Source organism: Spirosoma fluminis, from assembly GCF_054778895.1.
The window spans coordinates 475,201-489,941 of sequence record NZ_BAAGZD010000004.1 but is presented as its reverse complement, the minus strand read 5'-3'; the positions used below and the strand labels follow the sequence as shown (position 1 = coordinate 489,941).

Genomic DNA, 14,741 nt, shown 5'->3' with positions numbered 1-14,741 from the left:
ACTTTCTGCTGATTGCTATACATGGATATTTACCTCATCCGACATACCGAAGTTGCCGTTGGACGTAGTGTCGCCTATGGGCAGACCGATGTTGACCTGGCGGAAAGCTACGCTGAACAGCGCGACCGGCTGCTCACCCACTTAACCGAAGACCCTGCTTCGAGTCGCCCATCGGCTATTTTCTCGTCTCCGCTGAGCCGTTGCCGCCGACTGGCCGAAGATCTGGCCGTAACCGCAGCGGCCAATAGTCAGATCGAGGTGGCTCCCGGTCAGGCTACGGTCATTGATGGCCACACGCCCAACGTGCAGTACGACGATCGGTTGAAGGAATTCTTTTTTGGCGACTGGGAAATGCAGCCCTGGTCAGCAATCGGCCGTGAGGTGCTGGACCCGTGGATGGCCGATTTTGTGAATGTGAAAACGCCCAACGGCGAGAACTTCCAGGATGTATTCGACCGGGTTGGGGCTTTCTGGCGGGAGCAGATTCTGCCGCTGGCGCAAACTCAAACGAGCCAGCCGGTGTTCATCGTATCACACGGTGGGGTTATACGCGCTTTGCTGTGTCTGTTTCTGGATTTATCTTTGCAGAACGCCTATCGAATTAACCTCGACTACGGCGCTGTTACGAAGCTTACCCTAACCGGTTCAACGTACACGATTCAGTATATCAATCGCTAATTTATTCCAATGAAGTCCCTGCAAATTCGCCTGACTACGCTCACTGTCCTCGTTCTGGCTACAGCTCTCTTTCGTCTGGTGCCGCACTGGCCGAACTTCACGCCCGTAGCGGCTCTGGCCCTGTTTGGCGCGGCTACGTTCGAGCGGAAGTGGCTGGGTTTAGTCATTCCTTTTGCGGCCATGCTCCTCAGCGACGCCCTGATCGGGTTTCATGGCAGCATGGGCGCTGTTTACTTAAGTTTTGCCCTAACCTGGCTGCTGGGTCTGTGGGCATTGAACACGCAGCGTTCGGGCCAACCCTCAGCCGGACGGATCGCCCTGGCCTCCGTCAGTTCGTCGGTGCTGTTCTTCCTGATCACGAACTTTGCAGTTTGGTACGGCAGCCAGTTTTATCCGCAAACCATGGCCGGTCTGATGGGCTGCTATGTCTCGGGGCTGGCATTCTACAACGGTACGTCGTTCTTTTTGAACGGGCTTCTGGGCGATCTGTTCTTCAGTGCCGTGCTGTTCGGCAGCTATTACCTGCTTCAGCAGCGGTTTACGGTACTGCGTCCGATTCGCAGCCGTAGCTAAGGCCTTCTGTTTTGTGAATACCTAAGACAGACGCTCGGCCGAAAGGCCGAGCGTCTGTCTTTTATGCCTATCTCAACGTAACACCTCTGAACTGGCTGTTTTGGGAGAAAGAACTGTCGTTTCGGGTGAGCGGTTGATTACTTTTTACTGTAAAAACTGATAAGCTACAGCGTTTGCTGCCGCTTTTTACCTACTGAGTACGATATGTAAACGGCTCTCCTAGGCTATGGCCAGCTCCTTGTTGTATTTATTGCGGTACTCCAGCGGAGATAATCCGGTAATCTTTTTGAACGTTAGGCGGAAGGCTTTCGGGTCGGAATAACCAACGCGGTACATCACTTCGTTTACGTTCTCGCGCGATGATTCCAGGTTCATCTTGGCGGCTTCGATCTTTACCCGCTGAATGTATTCAACGACCGAGTTCGCCGTAGCTTTTTTGAACCGGCGTTCCAGGTTCCGTCGACCGATCGCAAACATAGCGGCCAGCTGATCGACGGTTATTCGTTCTTCTACATTTTGTTCAATGTATTCCTGCGCCTTTTTAATGGCTTCGTCGCCGTGTCCTTTCTGACCATGGAAAATAATAAACGGCGACTGGCTCTGGCGCTCAATCTCGATCTGAAAGGCTTTTGACATAAACACCGCTACGCTGCGCCCGGCGTATTTCTCGATCAGATACAGAATCAGATTCAGATACGAAAAAGCCCCCCCGCTGGAGTAAATACCCTGTTCATCGGTAATGATCTTATCTTCTACCAGGTTGACATCGGGAAACAACTGCCGAAACTCCTGAGCGGCCATCCAGTGCGTAGCACACTGCCTGCCGGTCAACAGACCGGTTGCGGCCAACAGGAATGCGCCTACGCACAGGCTGCCAACTTCGGCTCCTTTCTGATAGTGATTGACGATCCAGGGAACGAATTCCTGATTCGTTTCCAGCGTCTGTCGGAGGTCGCCATCCAACGCCGGAATAATGATCAGATCGGTCCGGCGGATGGTCTCCATCAGGGCATCGGTATAGACCGTGTATTTGCCACCCGCTGCGGGCACCTGCTGCGCTGACCCGACCAGCTGTACGTTGAACAGGGCCGGTTTTCCGAGGCTCGCCAAGTACTTATTCACTTCAGTCAGCACCTGCCGGGGGCCTTCGATACTGCCTAAAACAGCGCCTTTCGGAACCAGAATTGATACGTGTTTCATAGGGTTAACTATATCCAGAAAAGGTGTCGCAATCTACCCTTTTATTGCCGGATTTACCCCCTTTCGCCCCCCCATTCAACCGGTAAATTTGTCCTGTAAACAAACCCCAGCCAACCAATGGAAATCGTTCAGTTCGACCAGGACTTCGACCTCATCTGCGTTACCGCTACGTCGTTTCCTGCCGGTATTCGTCAGGCTTTTAAAACCCTGGAATCTTCCGTTCCGGAAGCAGGTCACCGGCCTTTCTACGGCATCTCCAAACCCGACGAAACAGGAGCGATTAATTACAAAGCCGGAGTTCCGCAAGCTTACGAAGGCGAAGCGAAGCAATACGGCCACGAATCGCTTACGCTGGCTAAAGGTGACTATCTGACCATTACAATCCGGCAGTGGCCGAAGCAGGAAAACAGCATCGGTCTTACATTCCGGACTTTACGGGACGACCCGCGGTTAGATCCGACTTCATTTTGTGTAGAACGCTACGACCATGAGGATGTGACCTGCATGGTGAAAATTAACCGCTAATAGTTATCTATCACTCCGTAAAACAACAATGGAAATGAACGCTACCCCCGCTGCAACTCAATCCGTTGCGCCCAAGTCAAAATCCCTGCGCATTGCGTACTGGGCATTAACAGGCCTGTTCGCCTTAGCGATGCTGATGGATGGCATTGCCGGTGTCATGCAGGAAAAAACCGGCCAGGATGTGATGCGCCATCTTGGCTACCCCATGTACGTCCTGATCATCTTTGGAACAGCCAAAATTCTGGGCGTACTTGCCTTGGTACAACCTAATTTTAACACCCTGAAAGAGTGGGCGTATGCGGGTTTTGCGATTAACTTTATTGGTGCATTTGCCTCCAGAGCATTCGTTGGGGATGACATCGGCTTATTTCTTCCGCCCTTGGTTATGCTCGGAGTTATGTTCCTGACCTATTACGTCTGGAAGCGGTTCGAGCGGGAAAAGGTGGCATAGGATGTGTCTATAAACACGAAGAACGGTATGGTAGAAGTATTTAAAACCAATGTATTCCACTCCGATCATGCAGCGGTACTTATTACGCTGATCCAGCAGCGGTTCGTCGAATACAAAGCGAATTTCGACCTGGAAGACTGCGATAAGGTTCTTCGGGTACAGTCGGCAACCGGTCCGATTCAGTCGTCAGCCCTGATCAGCTTGCTGAACGGCTACGGATTTGACGCGGAGATTCTGCCGGACGACGTTGAACCGATTCGCGACCGAGGTTTACCAACGGCCATTCTGCTGACTCGTACCCGCCGGTTCATGAACTGGGCCTGTTGTATTTCCGATCGATGAGTTCGGCCACTAAGCCGGTCCAGCCGGTTTGGTGGCTCGCCCCAACGCCCCGGCCATTGTCGCCATCGAAATACTCGTAGAACAATACGTGATCCCGGAAGTGCGGGTCCTGATACGCTGGGTGCTGACCGAATGCGGCCCGCCTGCCGTTGTTATCCAGGGTAAAAAGGCTGATGAGCCGGTTGATCAGCTCATCAGCCACCGTCCGAAGCGTGACCTGCTGTCCCGAGCCGATGGGAAACTCAACGGTGAAGCTATCGCCGAAGTAATCGTAAAAGCGCTCAAGGCTTTCGATGAGCAGGTAATTCACCGGCATCCAGACGGGTCCGCGCCAGTTGCTGTTCCCGCCAAACATATTACTGTCGCTTTCGGCGGGCGTGTACGTCAACCGAAACGTAGTGCTGTCGAGTCGAAACTCGTAGGGCGTATCGCGGTATATTTTTGAGACGGCCCGCACACCATGCGGACTTAGAAATTCCGTTTCATCCAGCAATCTGTTCAGCAGCGCTTTCAGGCGGAACCCCCGTAACAAACTCAGCAACCGCTTATCGGCGATACCCGTTTCGGTATAGCGCGACACCTGGTGGTACAGGTCCGGCCGGTGGCTCTGAAACCAGGTCATGCGGTCAACGAAAGCCGGGTTCTGTTTCAGCAGCGCATCGTCCAGAATCTCAACGGCAAACATAGGAATTAACCCCACCATGGTACGTACCCGCAGCCGCTGCACACTGCCATCCGACCAGCGGAGCTGATCGTAGAAAAAGCCGTCGGTTTCATCCCATAGACCGATGTTGGTGTGCGCCATGCTGGTCATTGCCCCGGCGATGTACAAAAAATGATCGAAGAACTTCGTCGCCATCTCGTCGTATACTGTGTCATGGCGCGCCAGTTCGAGCGCGATGCGCATCATGTTGAGGGCATACATGGCCATCCAACTGGTCCCATCGGCCTGCTCCAGGTGGCTGCCATCCGGAAAAACCGCGTTGCGATCGAAGACGCCAATGTTGTCCAGGCCCAGAAATCCCCCCTCGAAAATATTGTTCCCCGACTCGTCCTTACGGTTGACCCACCAGGTGAAATTGAGCATGAGCTTATGGAACACCGCCCGCAGAAACGCTACGTCCTCGTCGCCGGGCGGTTTATGCTGCGCTTCGAGCTGAAAAATCCGCCACGCGGCCCAGGCCTGCACGGGTGGATTCACGTCGCTGAAGGCCCATTCGTAGGCGGGTAACTGGCCGTTCGGGTGCATGTACCATTCGTTGGTCAGCAGCATCAGTTGCTGCTTGGCAAATCCCGGATCGATCAGGGCCAGCGTTACGCAGTGAAACGCCCAGTCCCAGGCCGCATACCACGGGTACTCCCACTTGTCGGGCATCGAGATCACGCTGGCGTTAATGAGCTGCGTCCAGGAATGGTTACGCCCTTTGGCCCGCTCGGGTGGCGGGGGCGGTTTACCAGGATCGCCCGACAGCCAACGCGCTACGTCGTAATAATAAAACTGTTTGCTCCAGAGCATCCCGGCAAACGCCTGCCTCTGCACCAGCTTCTCGTCGTCGGTAGCCTGAGCGGGCTGGATTGCTGCGTAAAAGGCATCGGCCTCAGCCTTGCGCCGGGCAACAAGCCGATCAGAATCAGTAAATGCATCGACTGACTGATCTGGCGTTGCTGACTGAGCCCGCAGCCGTAGCCGGATAGTTGCCTGCCCCCGAGCATCAACCGTGACTACGTAACGTGCTGCGGCTTTCGTGCCCCGTTGTGCGGCATTGACGGTATTAGCGCCAACCACTACGTAGTCGTTTATGCCATCCTTCGGAAACTGCGGCCCGATATGCGTGTCATACAACCGGGCCAGGTTCGATTCGTTCTCACAGAACAGCCACTCAGGTTGCCCTTCGGCATGGAAGACGTATCGTCCCAACAAACTTTGCTCGGCCAGTACGCTGCCATCTCTCTGCAACGACAAAAGCGGCCGCTGGCTGGGTACCCCATCCGAATCGTCGCCCCACGCCCACGAGTTGCGAAACCAGAGCGTTGGCAACAGGTGCAGCACAGCCGCTTCCGGCCCCCGGTTCTGCACCGTAACGATCATCAATACGTCCTGCGGACCCGCTTTGGCGTACTCGACCGCTACGTCGAAATAGCGATCATCGGAAAAAATCCCGGTATCGAGCAGTTCATATTCGGGGTCATTGCGGGTTCGGCGTTTGTTTTCGTCAACGAGTCGCTGGTACGGGAAAGCAGCCTGTGGGTACTTGTACAGCATCCGCTGATACGAATGAGAGGGCGTACCATCCAGGTAGTAATACAGTTCCTTTACATCTTCGCCGTGGTTTCCTTCGCCGTTGGTTAGTCCGAAAAACCGCTCTTTCAGGATGAGGTCATTTCCGTTCCAGAGCGCCAGGGCCAGGCAGAGCTGCTGCTTATCGTCGCAAAATCCGGCGATACCATCCTCTCCCCAGCGATACGTATAACTGCGGGCCATATCGTGGGTGGTGTACCGCCAGGCGTCACCGTTCGAGCTGTAGTCTTCGCGAACCGTTCCCCACTGCCGATCAGAGACATACGGGCCCCACTGCCGCCAGGCGGGGTCTTGCAGGCGTTGGTGTTCGGTGGTCATGCGGGATGTGTTTGACTGCTCAGTTGTTTGCCGGTTGATTGTTTATAGGCGGGAACAGCCCGACAACCAAACCATCAATCATTGTTTACCCTCCGGTTGCGAAGCTCTCGAAAACAGTCATGCCGCCATCGATGAATATGCTGGCTCCGGTGATGTAATCAGACAGATCAGAGGCCAGAAAAACGGCGAGATTTCCAATGTCCGACGGCTGTCCGATGCGATTATACGGAATTAACGACATTAAACTGTTCAGGGCCTGGGGTGTATCCCAGGCGGGTTTATTGATGGGCGTCTGGATCGCGCCGGGGCAAATGCTGTTGACCCGAATTTGCCGGTCGCCGTATTCCTGCGCCAGCGACTGCATCAGCATTTTGATACCGCCTTTCGAGGCCGCGTAATTGATGTGACCCGCCCAGGGAATGACTTCGTGCACCGAACTCATGCAGATGATCTTGCCCGTTGCTGCCGACACCTCCGGACGCGGGCCCCGGCGCAAAAACTCACGGATGGCTTCCCGGGCGCAGAGGAACTGCCCGGTCAGATTAACGTCAATAACAGTTTTCCAGTCATCCAGGGTCATTTCATGAAACTGGGCATCCCGCTGTAGACCGGCATTGTTGATCAGTATATCGACCGTGCCGTACCGGGCAACCACATCTGCAAACATGCGGATGACCTCGTCTTCTTTACTGACATCACACTGGGCCGTCATACCCGCGCCACCAGTATCGGTGATTTCGGCTAAAATAGCCTGTGCGCTTTCGATGGATCTGGCGGATGAGTGGTTGACAACCACTGTTGCCCCCGCCTGCGCCAGCGATTTGGCTACGCCCGCTCCGATACCACTGCTAGCGCCGGTAACAAGCGCAATCTGCCCCTTTAAGACCTGATCCATACGTTAATCGATGTGTTTTAAACGTAAGTTTTTTACCGTCGATTTGTTTTCGCGTATTGCTGGAGGCAGGCGTTGCGGCTGTAAAGATGCCGATTTTTGCCCTTCTGCTATCAGACAGATAATACAGACGTAGTAGCAAAGCACTCTCACAAAAAGCGGTACATACTAAAACGATTAGCCCTGTCATTCCCGATCACTTGATTGGCATAACAGGACTAATCGTTTTAGGCGGCTTCCAGAATGTCGAACCGGTAAAATGAGGTGCGTCAATTTCTGTTTTCAACGCGAAATCTGTTAGAGCTACAAATGCCGCTAAAAGTAATTTTGTACTTTTTCGATAAAAATTGTATAAAACTAATTTTACAATCCAATTATTTAGAATTATTAGAAAAATACAATACATACGCTATAAATAGGGACTTATTGTACTTTTCACATAAGCGCCCTACTTTACTCATAACTAATTGAATTTTAGAAGGAAGTTTCGCGAAACAAGGCTTCTCAGCGCTTCAGCCTGTTGCATTAAACCAATTCAACGGCCCACCTTTGTCACGGTAAAACTAAATTTCAAACCAATGAAACAGTTCCGTTTATCAATTGCTGTACTCTTGTCAGTATGGGGTCTGGCAGGCATGGGAGATGCCAAAGCCGACAATGGATCGGGAGCGAATGGGGTGAAAGTCGAGAAGTCCGAAAACAAGAAAGTTCGTATTTATACCCAGCCGGGAGCACCAGTCGAGGTGTCAATTATTGATACCGACGGCAATCTGCTCTATCGGGGCTCCGTATCCAACCAGAAGCAGAAAGCTACCTTGTTTAATCTGGCTAACTTACCCGACGGGCAGTACTTCCTCACCGCCAGCAACAACGCCTGGTGGATGTCGCAGAGTCTGACCATCAGGGGGAATACCGTCAACGTAGACGAGCGCAATCTGCAACAAGTTGTTCAGCCCACGCTGACTGCCTACGAAAAAGACAAGATTGAAGTAAGCCTGCCCTCGACCAACGTAACGAAGGCCAACGTAACGATCTACGACGCTCAGAGCGTACCGGTATACGCCGACACGTTCAACGGCAAAGTACGTCGGTTCGATCTGTCGTCGCTGCCCGAAGGTTCGTATACGTTCGTGGTTGGTCCTGATCAGAAGCAGTTCTCTGCTCGGGTCGACATCCGTCACTAGTAGGTTACCCGCTGATTGACAGCCAGTCCTTACGATCAGCAACACTCGATTCCGCAGCCGGACTCTTCGGACAAGCCCGGTTGCACCCACCATTCCCAACCCGCTGCACTCGTACGAGTGTGGCGGGTTTTCATTTTTAATGCGCGGTTACGTCCGGCAGCATTCAGGTCGTTTCTTTCGCGTCGACAACCTCGGCGGGTGGATTTTCGGGGTCCTGTTTTTTCTGCTGATTCATCAGCTTGGCCATTTTAGGCGTAATCTCCGGTTCTTCGCCCCGCAGCCGCATAATAGCCAGTTCCTTCATCTTCGACTCAAAGACAATATCTACCTCTTTTCCGTACGTATTGGCGGGCGTATAGAGCCAGTCGGCATGGGCTTCGGCGCGTGCTTTGGGATCTTCGTACTCCCGGCGGGAATTGGAATAGTGGAACACCGGACGCACATCCCACGTATCATAGGCCATCAGAAAGGCATCCTGTTCACTCACGCCATCGGGATGAAGCGAATGATGGAAGTAGTCGAACACGATCGGCGTACCAATCGTCTCGTATACAGGCACCAGATCCGCAACCGAGTACAAACTAGGCCGATCGTCGTTTTCTACCGTCAGGCGGGCGCGCAGATTCTCAGATAACCGGCTGAAATTCTGACAAAAGCGCGCAATCGTGCCCGGTTTATCCCCGTAGGTACCGCCCAGGTGAATATTGATCTTGTTCCAGTGCGAGGGTTTGAACCCCATAAGGTCGAAGATTTCGGAATGGTATTCCAGATCAGTGATCGTATTATCCAGCACCCGCCCCTGACCAGCCAGGTGGTTGAAGGGGCCCGGATGCACCGTCAGGCGGATTGGGCGACTACCGATGGCTTCGAGCGTTGACCGGATCTCGAAAAAATCGGGCAGGTCAGACAGCCGGTACTCGGATGCCCACGGGAACAGATCGGACGATACCCGAAACAACCGAAACCCGTGTTCAAGGTTCCAGTCCACGATTTTCAGCAGATCCTGTACGTTCTTCAGGGCCAGCTCGGAGGCATAGGCCGTGCCTTTTTCGGCGAATGTCTTTTTGATCATTCCCCGGTTGGTCATAATCTTTTCGGCCTGAAGACTGATATTGATACAGGCGTAGCCAGCGTTGAGTGAAGCGGAATTCATAGGCAGTAAACCCGATTTTAACCGATCCGGTTTTAATTATGACCGTTCGTTCAAAACCGGCGCGTTTATCCTAGTTTCTGTCGGCAAGATTATATCTTACTGTGAGTTATGCACTTGCTGACCTTACCTGTTGTATGAACCGATTATCACTCATTGCCGTGGTTACTGCAGCCGGGGTAAGGCTGCGGGTCGACCTTGAGCCATTCACGCCCGTTTATGGAAGACTTGAGCCCTGAACAAATCGAGGTTATCGCTACCGGCTACCGCGATACAGCCCGTGCGCTGAACGAATTTCAGGCCCTGCACTGGCCAGCACTCACGGATGAGCAGCAGATCGATCTGAACGCGTACCAGAGTAGTTTGTTGAACCGGGCGCAGGATCTACAAACCCTGGCCATACGGCCTGCCTTCAGCCAGACCGCCGACCTGGTAAAACGAGTTCAACTGGCAACCGACGAAGCGAAAGCAAGCCTTGGACGTATTGAGAACACGAGCCTTGCTCTCAACGTAGGGGCCATTACCGTTGCGCTGGCTTCTTACGTAGCCCGTGGCAACGTACGCGGTATTGAAACCGCCATCCGGGAAATCACTGAGTTAGTAGTCACCGAAGAATAATCTCCGAAAAACACAGCGGAGACAGCTGAACAGCAAGAATTTTCGTCTTACTGTCCAGCTGCCTCCGCTGTGTTCTGGTCGGTGCTCTCTTATAAAATCAAGCCGGACGGCGACTTCACGCCAACGAGTTCTACTTCAAAAATAAGATCCTGACCCGCCAGTGGATGATTCGCATCGAGCGTTACGCTTGTATCGGACAGGTCACGTACGATCACCGGAATTGGCCGGGGGTTACCGTCTTCGTGCATATTAAGGGTCATGCCCATTTCGAGCGGAATATCATCAGGAATTTCCGACCGATTCAACGTAAACACCATCTCTTCATTAGCGGGCCCGTAGGCGTCGTCGACCGGAATATTGATGGTTTTCTTTTCGCCCGGGTTCATGCCTTCAACCCCCTCATCGAAGCCTTTGATCACCTGGCCACTGCCGACCGTAAATTCCAGGGGGGTGCGGCCCGCTGACGAGTCAAAAACAGTTCCGTCGGTCAGGGTTCCGGTATAATGCACCTGAACGGTGTCTCCGGATTTTGCTTGTGCCATAAGTCAATTTGGTTTTGTATGCGCTGTCCCAAAGATACCGGAACTTCCGGCGATGACGGGACTACACGCTAATTTTTGACCAACTCGTTACGGCGGCCAAAAGTTCAGCCTGGGTAGACTGGGTCTGGTCGGCATTGTACCAGCGCTGGGCCCGCTCAACGGCTTCGTTCAGGGACAGTTTCTCGGAGCGCCACTCGTTCATCTGCGCCTGCAAGCCCGCCGGGCGCGGCCCCCAGGTACCCACTTCGGTCAGGGTTTCCGAGCGCAGACAGATCAGTTTGGGAATCGACCGACCGCCATTAGTGAGATAGGCGTTCATCAGGTCGGGGTTCTGGTCGCGCAGCAACAACCGGAAGGTGACGGCAGGCGATGTCTCAGCAATGCGATCCAGCACCGGTATAATCTGGGCCGCGTCGCCACACCACGACTCGGTCAGCACCAGCCAGGTCCAGGATTCCGTTACCTGCGCCAGCGCCTGCTGTAGCTCCGGACGAACGACCGTCAGCTTGTTCAGGCGGCTCATGCGGTGCAGGTTAAGTTTGGTATACCCCAGAATTTCGGGTGTGTTGTAATGCGGATCGTCGGAGGTGCTCAGGCCGTTGGCGTAGCGATTCGTTGATAGTTGAACGTATTGCTCGTAGGTCAGCGCCGAGGCAATCAAATCAGGCGTAATCAGGGGTGATGCAGTAATCATAAAATTAACAGAGTTACACCCGCAACAGAAATCGCTCAAAAAACAATCCTGTGCCCGATATAACTCTGTTTCGTTCGTCCCGACTTAATACGCCCGCGCAAACACTACGCGTCCTTTCGAAGGCTTTCCGGAATAGACATCCACCCCTTCTTCGGGTTCCTGATCGAACGGAATGCACCGAATGGTGGCCTTGGTCGCTTCTTTAATAGCCTCCTCAGTCTCGGACGTACCATCCCAGTGAGCTAGCAGGAATCCGCCTTTTTCGAGCTGCTCCTGAAACTGCTCGAACGTATCGACTTTATGGGTGTTCTCCTGCCGAAACGCTTTAGCCTTGTTGTAAATCGTCTGCTGAATATCGTCGAGCAAGGCTTTGATTCGTTCCGTAAGCCCGTCGAAGGGTACCGTTTCCTTTGTTTTCAAATCGCGACGCGCAATCTCGACCGTACCGTTTTCCAGATCACGCCCACCCATCGCCAGTCGAACCGGCACACCGCGCAACTCGTATTCGGCAAATTTCCAGCCGGGTTTGTTGGCGTCGGAGTCGTCGTACTTCACCGAAACCCCGGCCTTGCGCAGCTCCTGAATCAAAGGCTTTATCTTCGCCGACAAAGCCTCCAGTTGCTCATCGTTCCGGTAGATCGGTACAATAACGACCTGAATCGGAGCCAGTTTCGGAGGCAGCACCAGCCCGTCGTCGTCGGAGTGGGCCATGATCAGAGCACCCATCAGACGGGTCGATACCCCCCAGGACGTACCCCATACATAGTCGAGCTGGTTTTGCTTGTTCAGAAACTGCACGTCAAACGCTTTGGCAAAGTTCTGCCCCAGGAAGTGCGACGTACCGGCCTGCAAGGCTTTCCCGTCCTGCATCATAGCCTCAATGCACAACGTATCATCAGCACCGGCAAATCGTTCGTTCGGCGTTTTGTGACCTTTGACTACTGGCATTGCCATCCACTCTTCGGCAAACTGAGCATACACATCGAGCATCTGACGGGTTTCGGCCATGGCTTCGTCGGCGGTAGCGTGGGCGGTATGCCCCTCCTGCCACAGGAACTCAGCGGTACGCAGGAAAATACGCGTGCGCATTTCCCAGCGCACTACGTTCGCCCACTGGTTAATGAGCAGGGGAAGATCGCGGTACGACTGAATCCAGTTTTTGTACGTACTCCAGATGACCGTTTCTGAGGTTGGCCGAACAATAAGTTCTTCTTCCAGCTTAGCCTCCGGGTCAACAATAACCCCCGACCCATCCTCGGCGTTTTTCAGGCGGTAATGCGTAACAACGGCGCACTCTTTGGCAAACCCTTCGACGTGCGACGCTTCTTTACTCAGGAAGGACTTGGGAATAAACAGCGGGAAGTACGCATTCATGTGACCGGTTTCTTTAAACATATCGTCTAAAGCCCGCTGCATTTTCTCCCAGATGGAGAAGCCATACGGTTTGATCACCATACAGCCACGAACGGCCGAATTCTCGGCCAGATCAGCCTTTTTGATTAACTCATTATACCACTCGGAGTAGTTTTCACTACGGGACGGAATCGCTTTAGCCATACGGTAATGGTCATTCGTCATCAGGTTTGTCATTAGCTGGTCACTCGTTGTTCACGCGCAACTTATGTGACGCGCAATGGCTATTTCTGACGACGAAAAACTTTTTTAAGAACGGATTAAACCTTTATGAACAAATTAGAATCTAACAGGTTGAAGACTTGCAAAGATAGGTTTTTCTCCTATTTTTGTAATCAATCCGCCCGGCCCTGCGTTATGGACCAAGAAGGGTGGTTCAATGCGCTTACTTTACGAAAATTCCCCTTGCCAAATGAATACACAACGACTATATCGCTACCTAACGCTGGCCGCGCTGATGGGTTTCTGGAGCTGTTCCTCCAGCCGTCAGACTGCTCAGAATACGGGCGAAGTCGATGATTTGTACGGTAACTCCTCCAACGCGGTGGTGTATGCCAGCAACTCATCGGACCCTTCGTCAGTTGCTGAGCGTCCTTCGCGCCAGCAGCAACGTTTTGATCGTCAACAACAACGATCGTCTTCCCGCTACGCCAATCCTGAATACAACGACGAACAGCAGGGGTACAATTCCAACACGGATGAGTACTACACCGAACTGAGCGCCCGGAAATTGAACCGTGGCCTTTCGCCCGATCCAGGCTGGAGCGACAACGGCACGAACGCCTACAATTCAGGCTTTGCGAATGGCTACAACTCGGCTATGACCTCCGCTTACAGCTGGAATCGCTGGGGCTTTAACAACACCGGATTCTACAATGGGCTAGGCCTTGGTCTGGGCATGAGCGCCTTTGGCTACGGCTACAACAGCTTCAACTTCGGCTTTGGCAGTCCGTTCTATTCACCGTTTTACGGTGGGTCATACGCCTACAGTCCATTCGGCTACGGTGGCGGGTATTATGATCCCTTCTATAGCCCGTATGCGTATGGTGGTGGCGGATTCTACAACTCCTTCTATTCACCCTTCTACGGGGGTGGGTATTACGGTGGTGGTCGGCCGGTATACGTAAACAACGTGATTGTGACGGGCGCTGACCCATACCGAAGGACGTACAATTCGCGCTACGACCGCTCGGCCGGCCGTTATAACGACGCTTTTGTAAACGGTCCGCGGACGACCAACGACCCCAATGGCGGTCGCCGGTATAACACAGGTTCAGGCTCGACGGGTAACGCAACCGCAGCGGGTGACTACTACGCACGGCCTCGCCGGAGTGGCAATGACGGTAACTATTATTACGACAACGGTGCTACCCGCAGCAGTAGTGGCGGCCGCGCTGGGTCGTTCAACAACACGCCTTCGGCTCCGGCCTACAACAGCAGCAGTAGCTCGTCATCCAATAGCGATTATTACGTCCGTCCACGCCAGAGCGGTGGTGGCGGTACGTACGGCAGCGGTAGCCGGGGTGGCTACAACGCTCAGCCGAGCTATCAGTCGTCGCAGCCAAGCTACCAGCAGCAAAGCCGGGGTTACAGCCAGCCTAGCTACCAACAACAGTCGCAGCCTAGTTACAGCGCACCAAGCCGTAGCTATAGCGCGCCGAGCTACAGTGCCCCAAGTAGTGGCGGTGGCGGAGGAGCCAGTCACTCCAGTGGTGGCGGTTCACGTGGGCCACGCTAGTTGCTGAGCAGCTGTATAAAATAAAATCCCGCCATTGATGACAAATGGCGGGATTTTTCGTTTCATTGATTGGGTACGATTAAACGTTCATCAATCCGTTTTGTCATAGTGGTATCAGACGCCA

At 53.5% G+C, this 14,741-nt stretch carries 15 protein-coding genes; 8 read left to right on the top strand and 7 right to left on the bottom strand.

From position 1 onward, the window contains the following. Positions 1 to 21: 21 nt before the first annotated feature. Entirely contained in the window at positions 22 to 678 is a 657-nt protein-coding gene (gene cobC, locus ACYVBJ_RS07565) for an alpha-ribazole phosphatase family protein (protein ID WP_460981689.1), read from the top strand. A 9-nt stretch (positions 679 to 687) separates the two neighbouring features. Further along, positions 688 to 1,251 carry a DUF6580 family putative transport protein gene (locus tag ACYVBJ_RS07560; protein ID WP_460981688.1) on the top strand — a complete coding sequence of 188 codons (564 nt, stop codon included), beginning with the start codon at positions 688 to 690 and terminating at the stop codon, positions 1,249 to 1,251. A 219-nt stretch (positions 1,252 to 1,470) separates the two neighbouring features. Here the strand turns inward: ACYVBJ_RS07560 and ACYVBJ_RS07555 are convergent, their stop codons facing one another. After that, on the bottom strand, positions 1,471 to 2,451 hold the full coding sequence (locus tag ACYVBJ_RS07555) for a GlxA family transcriptional regulator (protein ID WP_460981687.1): 981 nt from the start codon (positions 2,449 to 2,451) through the stop codon (positions 1,471 to 1,473). A gap of 117 nt (positions 2,452 to 2,568) precedes the next feature. On the opposite strand from ACYVBJ_RS07555, the gene ACYVBJ_RS07550 reads away from it, so the two are divergent. From ACYVBJ_RS07550 to ACYVBJ_RS07540, 3 genes are read left to right on the top strand one after another with little or no spacing between them, the layout of a single operon-like run. After that, on the top strand, positions 2,569 to 2,976 hold the full coding sequence (locus ACYVBJ_RS07550; protein ID WP_460981686.1) for a hypothetical protein: 408 nt from the start codon (positions 2,569 to 2,571) through the stop codon (positions 2,974 to 2,976). Positions 2,977 to 3,010: 34 nt separating this feature from the next. After that, positions 3,011 to 3,427 carry a DoxX family protein gene (locus ACYVBJ_RS07545; RefSeq protein ID WP_460981685.1) on the top strand — a complete coding sequence of 139 codons (417 nt, stop codon included), beginning with the start codon at positions 3,011 to 3,013 and terminating at the stop codon, positions 3,425 to 3,427. Between the two features lie 27 nt (positions 3,428 to 3,454). Continuing rightward, positions 3,455 to 3,769 (top strand): hypothetical protein, encoded by a 315-nt coding sequence (locus tag ACYVBJ_RS07540; RefSeq protein ID WP_460981684.1) that lies wholly within the window; start codon positions 3,455 to 3,457, stop codon positions 3,767 to 3,769. Here ACYVBJ_RS07540 and ACYVBJ_RS07535 read toward each other — a convergent pair. After that, entirely contained in the window at positions 3,735 to 6,386 is a 2,652-nt protein-coding gene (locus tag ACYVBJ_RS07535; RefSeq protein WP_460981683.1) for an MGH1-like glycoside hydrolase domain-containing protein, read from the bottom strand. The genes ACYVBJ_RS07540 and ACYVBJ_RS07535 overlap by 35 nt on opposite strands. Positions 6,387 to 6,471: 85 nt before the next feature. Next, a complete protein-coding gene (locus ACYVBJ_RS07530; protein WP_460981682.1) occupies positions 6,472 to 7,281 on the bottom strand; it encodes an SDR family oxidoreductase in 810 nt (269 codons plus the stop codon). Between the two features lie 575 nt (positions 7,282 to 7,856). Between ACYVBJ_RS07530 and ACYVBJ_RS07525 the strand changes: the two genes are divergently transcribed. Further along, complete coding sequence (locus ACYVBJ_RS07525; protein WP_460981681.1) at positions 7,857 to 8,462, top strand: T9SS C-terminal target domain-containing protein; 606 nt, start codon at positions 7,857 to 7,859, stop codon at positions 8,460 to 8,462. Between the two features lie 163 nt (positions 8,463 to 8,625). Here ACYVBJ_RS07525 and uvsE read toward each other — a convergent pair whose 3' ends face one another. Then, a complete protein-coding gene (uvsE, locus tag ACYVBJ_RS07520) occupies positions 8,626 to 9,615 on the bottom strand; it encodes a UV DNA damage repair endonuclease UvsE (RefSeq protein WP_460981680.1) in 990 nt (329 codons plus the stop codon). Positions 9,616 to 9,831: 216 nt separating this feature from the next. On the opposite strand from uvsE, the gene ACYVBJ_RS07515 reads away from it, so the two are divergent. Beyond that, positions 9,832 to 10,230 carry a hypothetical protein gene (locus ACYVBJ_RS07515; protein WP_460981679.1) on the top strand — a complete coding sequence of 133 codons (399 nt, stop codon included), beginning with the start codon at positions 9,832 to 9,834 and terminating at the stop codon, positions 10,228 to 10,230. Positions 10,231 to 10,319: 89 nt separating this feature from the next. Here ACYVBJ_RS07515 and ACYVBJ_RS07510 read toward each other — a convergent pair whose 3' ends face one another. From ACYVBJ_RS07510 to proS, 3 genes are all read right to left on the bottom strand, one after another. Further along, a complete protein-coding gene (locus tag ACYVBJ_RS07510) occupies positions 10,320 to 10,772 on the bottom strand; it encodes an FKBP-type peptidyl-prolyl cis-trans isomerase (protein WP_460981678.1) in 453 nt (150 codons plus the stop codon). Between the two features lie 61 nt (positions 10,773 to 10,833). Further along, entirely contained in the window at positions 10,834 to 11,466 is a 633-nt protein-coding gene (locus tag ACYVBJ_RS07505) for a thioredoxin family protein (protein ID WP_460981677.1), read from the bottom strand. A gap of 84 nt (positions 11,467 to 11,550) precedes the next feature. Then, the gene (gene proS / locus ACYVBJ_RS07500) at positions 11,551 to 13,023 is read right to left on the bottom strand and encodes a proline--tRNA ligase (protein WP_460982125.1); all 1,473 of its coding nucleotides are present in this window, start codon (positions 13,021 to 13,023) and stop codon (positions 11,551 to 11,553) included. A gap of 268 nt (positions 13,024 to 13,291) precedes the next feature. On the opposite strand from proS, the gene ACYVBJ_RS07495 reads away from it, so the two are divergent. After that, the gene (locus ACYVBJ_RS07495; protein WP_460981676.1) at positions 13,292 to 14,617 is read left to right on the top strand and encodes a hypothetical protein; all 1,326 of its coding nucleotides are present in this window, start codon (positions 13,292 to 13,294) and stop codon (positions 14,615 to 14,617) included. The last annotated feature ends 124 nt before the right edge of the window (positions 14,618 to 14,741 follow it).

Excerpts from the sequence above, each read along its gene's own strand:
- cobC (WP_460981689.1), top strand. The coding sequence starts at position 22 with ATGGATATTTACCTCATCCGACATACCGAAGTTGCCGTTGGACGTAGT.
- ACYVBJ_RS07560 (WP_460981688.1), top strand. The coding sequence starts at position 688 with ATGAAGTCCCTGCAAATTCGCCTGACTACGCTCACTGTCCTCGTTCTG.
- ACYVBJ_RS07555 (WP_460981687.1), bottom strand. The coding sequence starts at position 2,451 with ATGAAACACGTATCAATTCTGGTTCCGAAAGGCGCTGTTTTAGGCAGT.
- ACYVBJ_RS07550 (WP_460981686.1), top strand. The coding sequence starts at position 2,569 with ATGGAAATCGTTCAGTTCGACCAGGACTTCGACCTCATCTGCGTTACC.
- ACYVBJ_RS07545 (WP_460981685.1), top strand. The coding sequence starts at position 3,011 with ATGAACGCTACCCCCGCTGCAACTCAATCCGTTGCGCCCAAGTCAAAA.
- ACYVBJ_RS07540 (WP_460981684.1), top strand. The coding sequence starts at position 3,455 with ATGGTAGAAGTATTTAAAACCAATGTATTCCACTCCGATCATGCAGCG.
- ACYVBJ_RS07535 (WP_460981683.1), bottom strand. The coding sequence starts at position 6,386 with ATGACCACCGAACACCAACGCCTGCAAGACCCCGCCTGGCGGCAGTGG.
- ACYVBJ_RS07530 (WP_460981682.1), bottom strand. The coding sequence starts at position 7,281 with ATGGATCAGGTCTTAAAGGGGCAGATTGCGCTTGTTACCGGCGCTAGC.
- ACYVBJ_RS07525 (WP_460981681.1), top strand. The coding sequence starts at position 7,857 with ATGAAACAGTTCCGTTTATCAATTGCTGTACTCTTGTCAGTATGGGGT.
- uvsE (WP_460981680.1), bottom strand. The coding sequence starts at position 9,615 with ATGAATTCCGCTTCACTCAACGCTGGCTACGCCTGTATCAATATCAGT.
- ACYVBJ_RS07515 (WP_460981679.1), top strand. The coding sequence starts at position 9,832 with ATGGAAGACTTGAGCCCTGAACAAATCGAGGTTATCGCTACCGGCTAC.
- ACYVBJ_RS07510 (WP_460981678.1), bottom strand. The coding sequence starts at position 10,772 with ATGGCACAAGCAAAATCCGGAGACACCGTTCAGGTGCATTATACCGGA.
- ACYVBJ_RS07505 (WP_460981677.1), bottom strand. The coding sequence starts at position 11,466 with ATGATTACTGCATCACCCCTGATTACGCCTGATTTGATTGCCTCGGCG.
- proS (WP_460982125.1), bottom strand. The coding sequence starts at position 13,023 with ATGGCTAAAGCGATTCCGTCCCGTAGTGAAAACTACTCCGAGTGGTAT.
- ACYVBJ_RS07495 (WP_460981676.1), top strand. The coding sequence starts at position 13,292 with ATGAATACACAACGACTATATCGCTACCTAACGCTGGCCGCGCTGATG.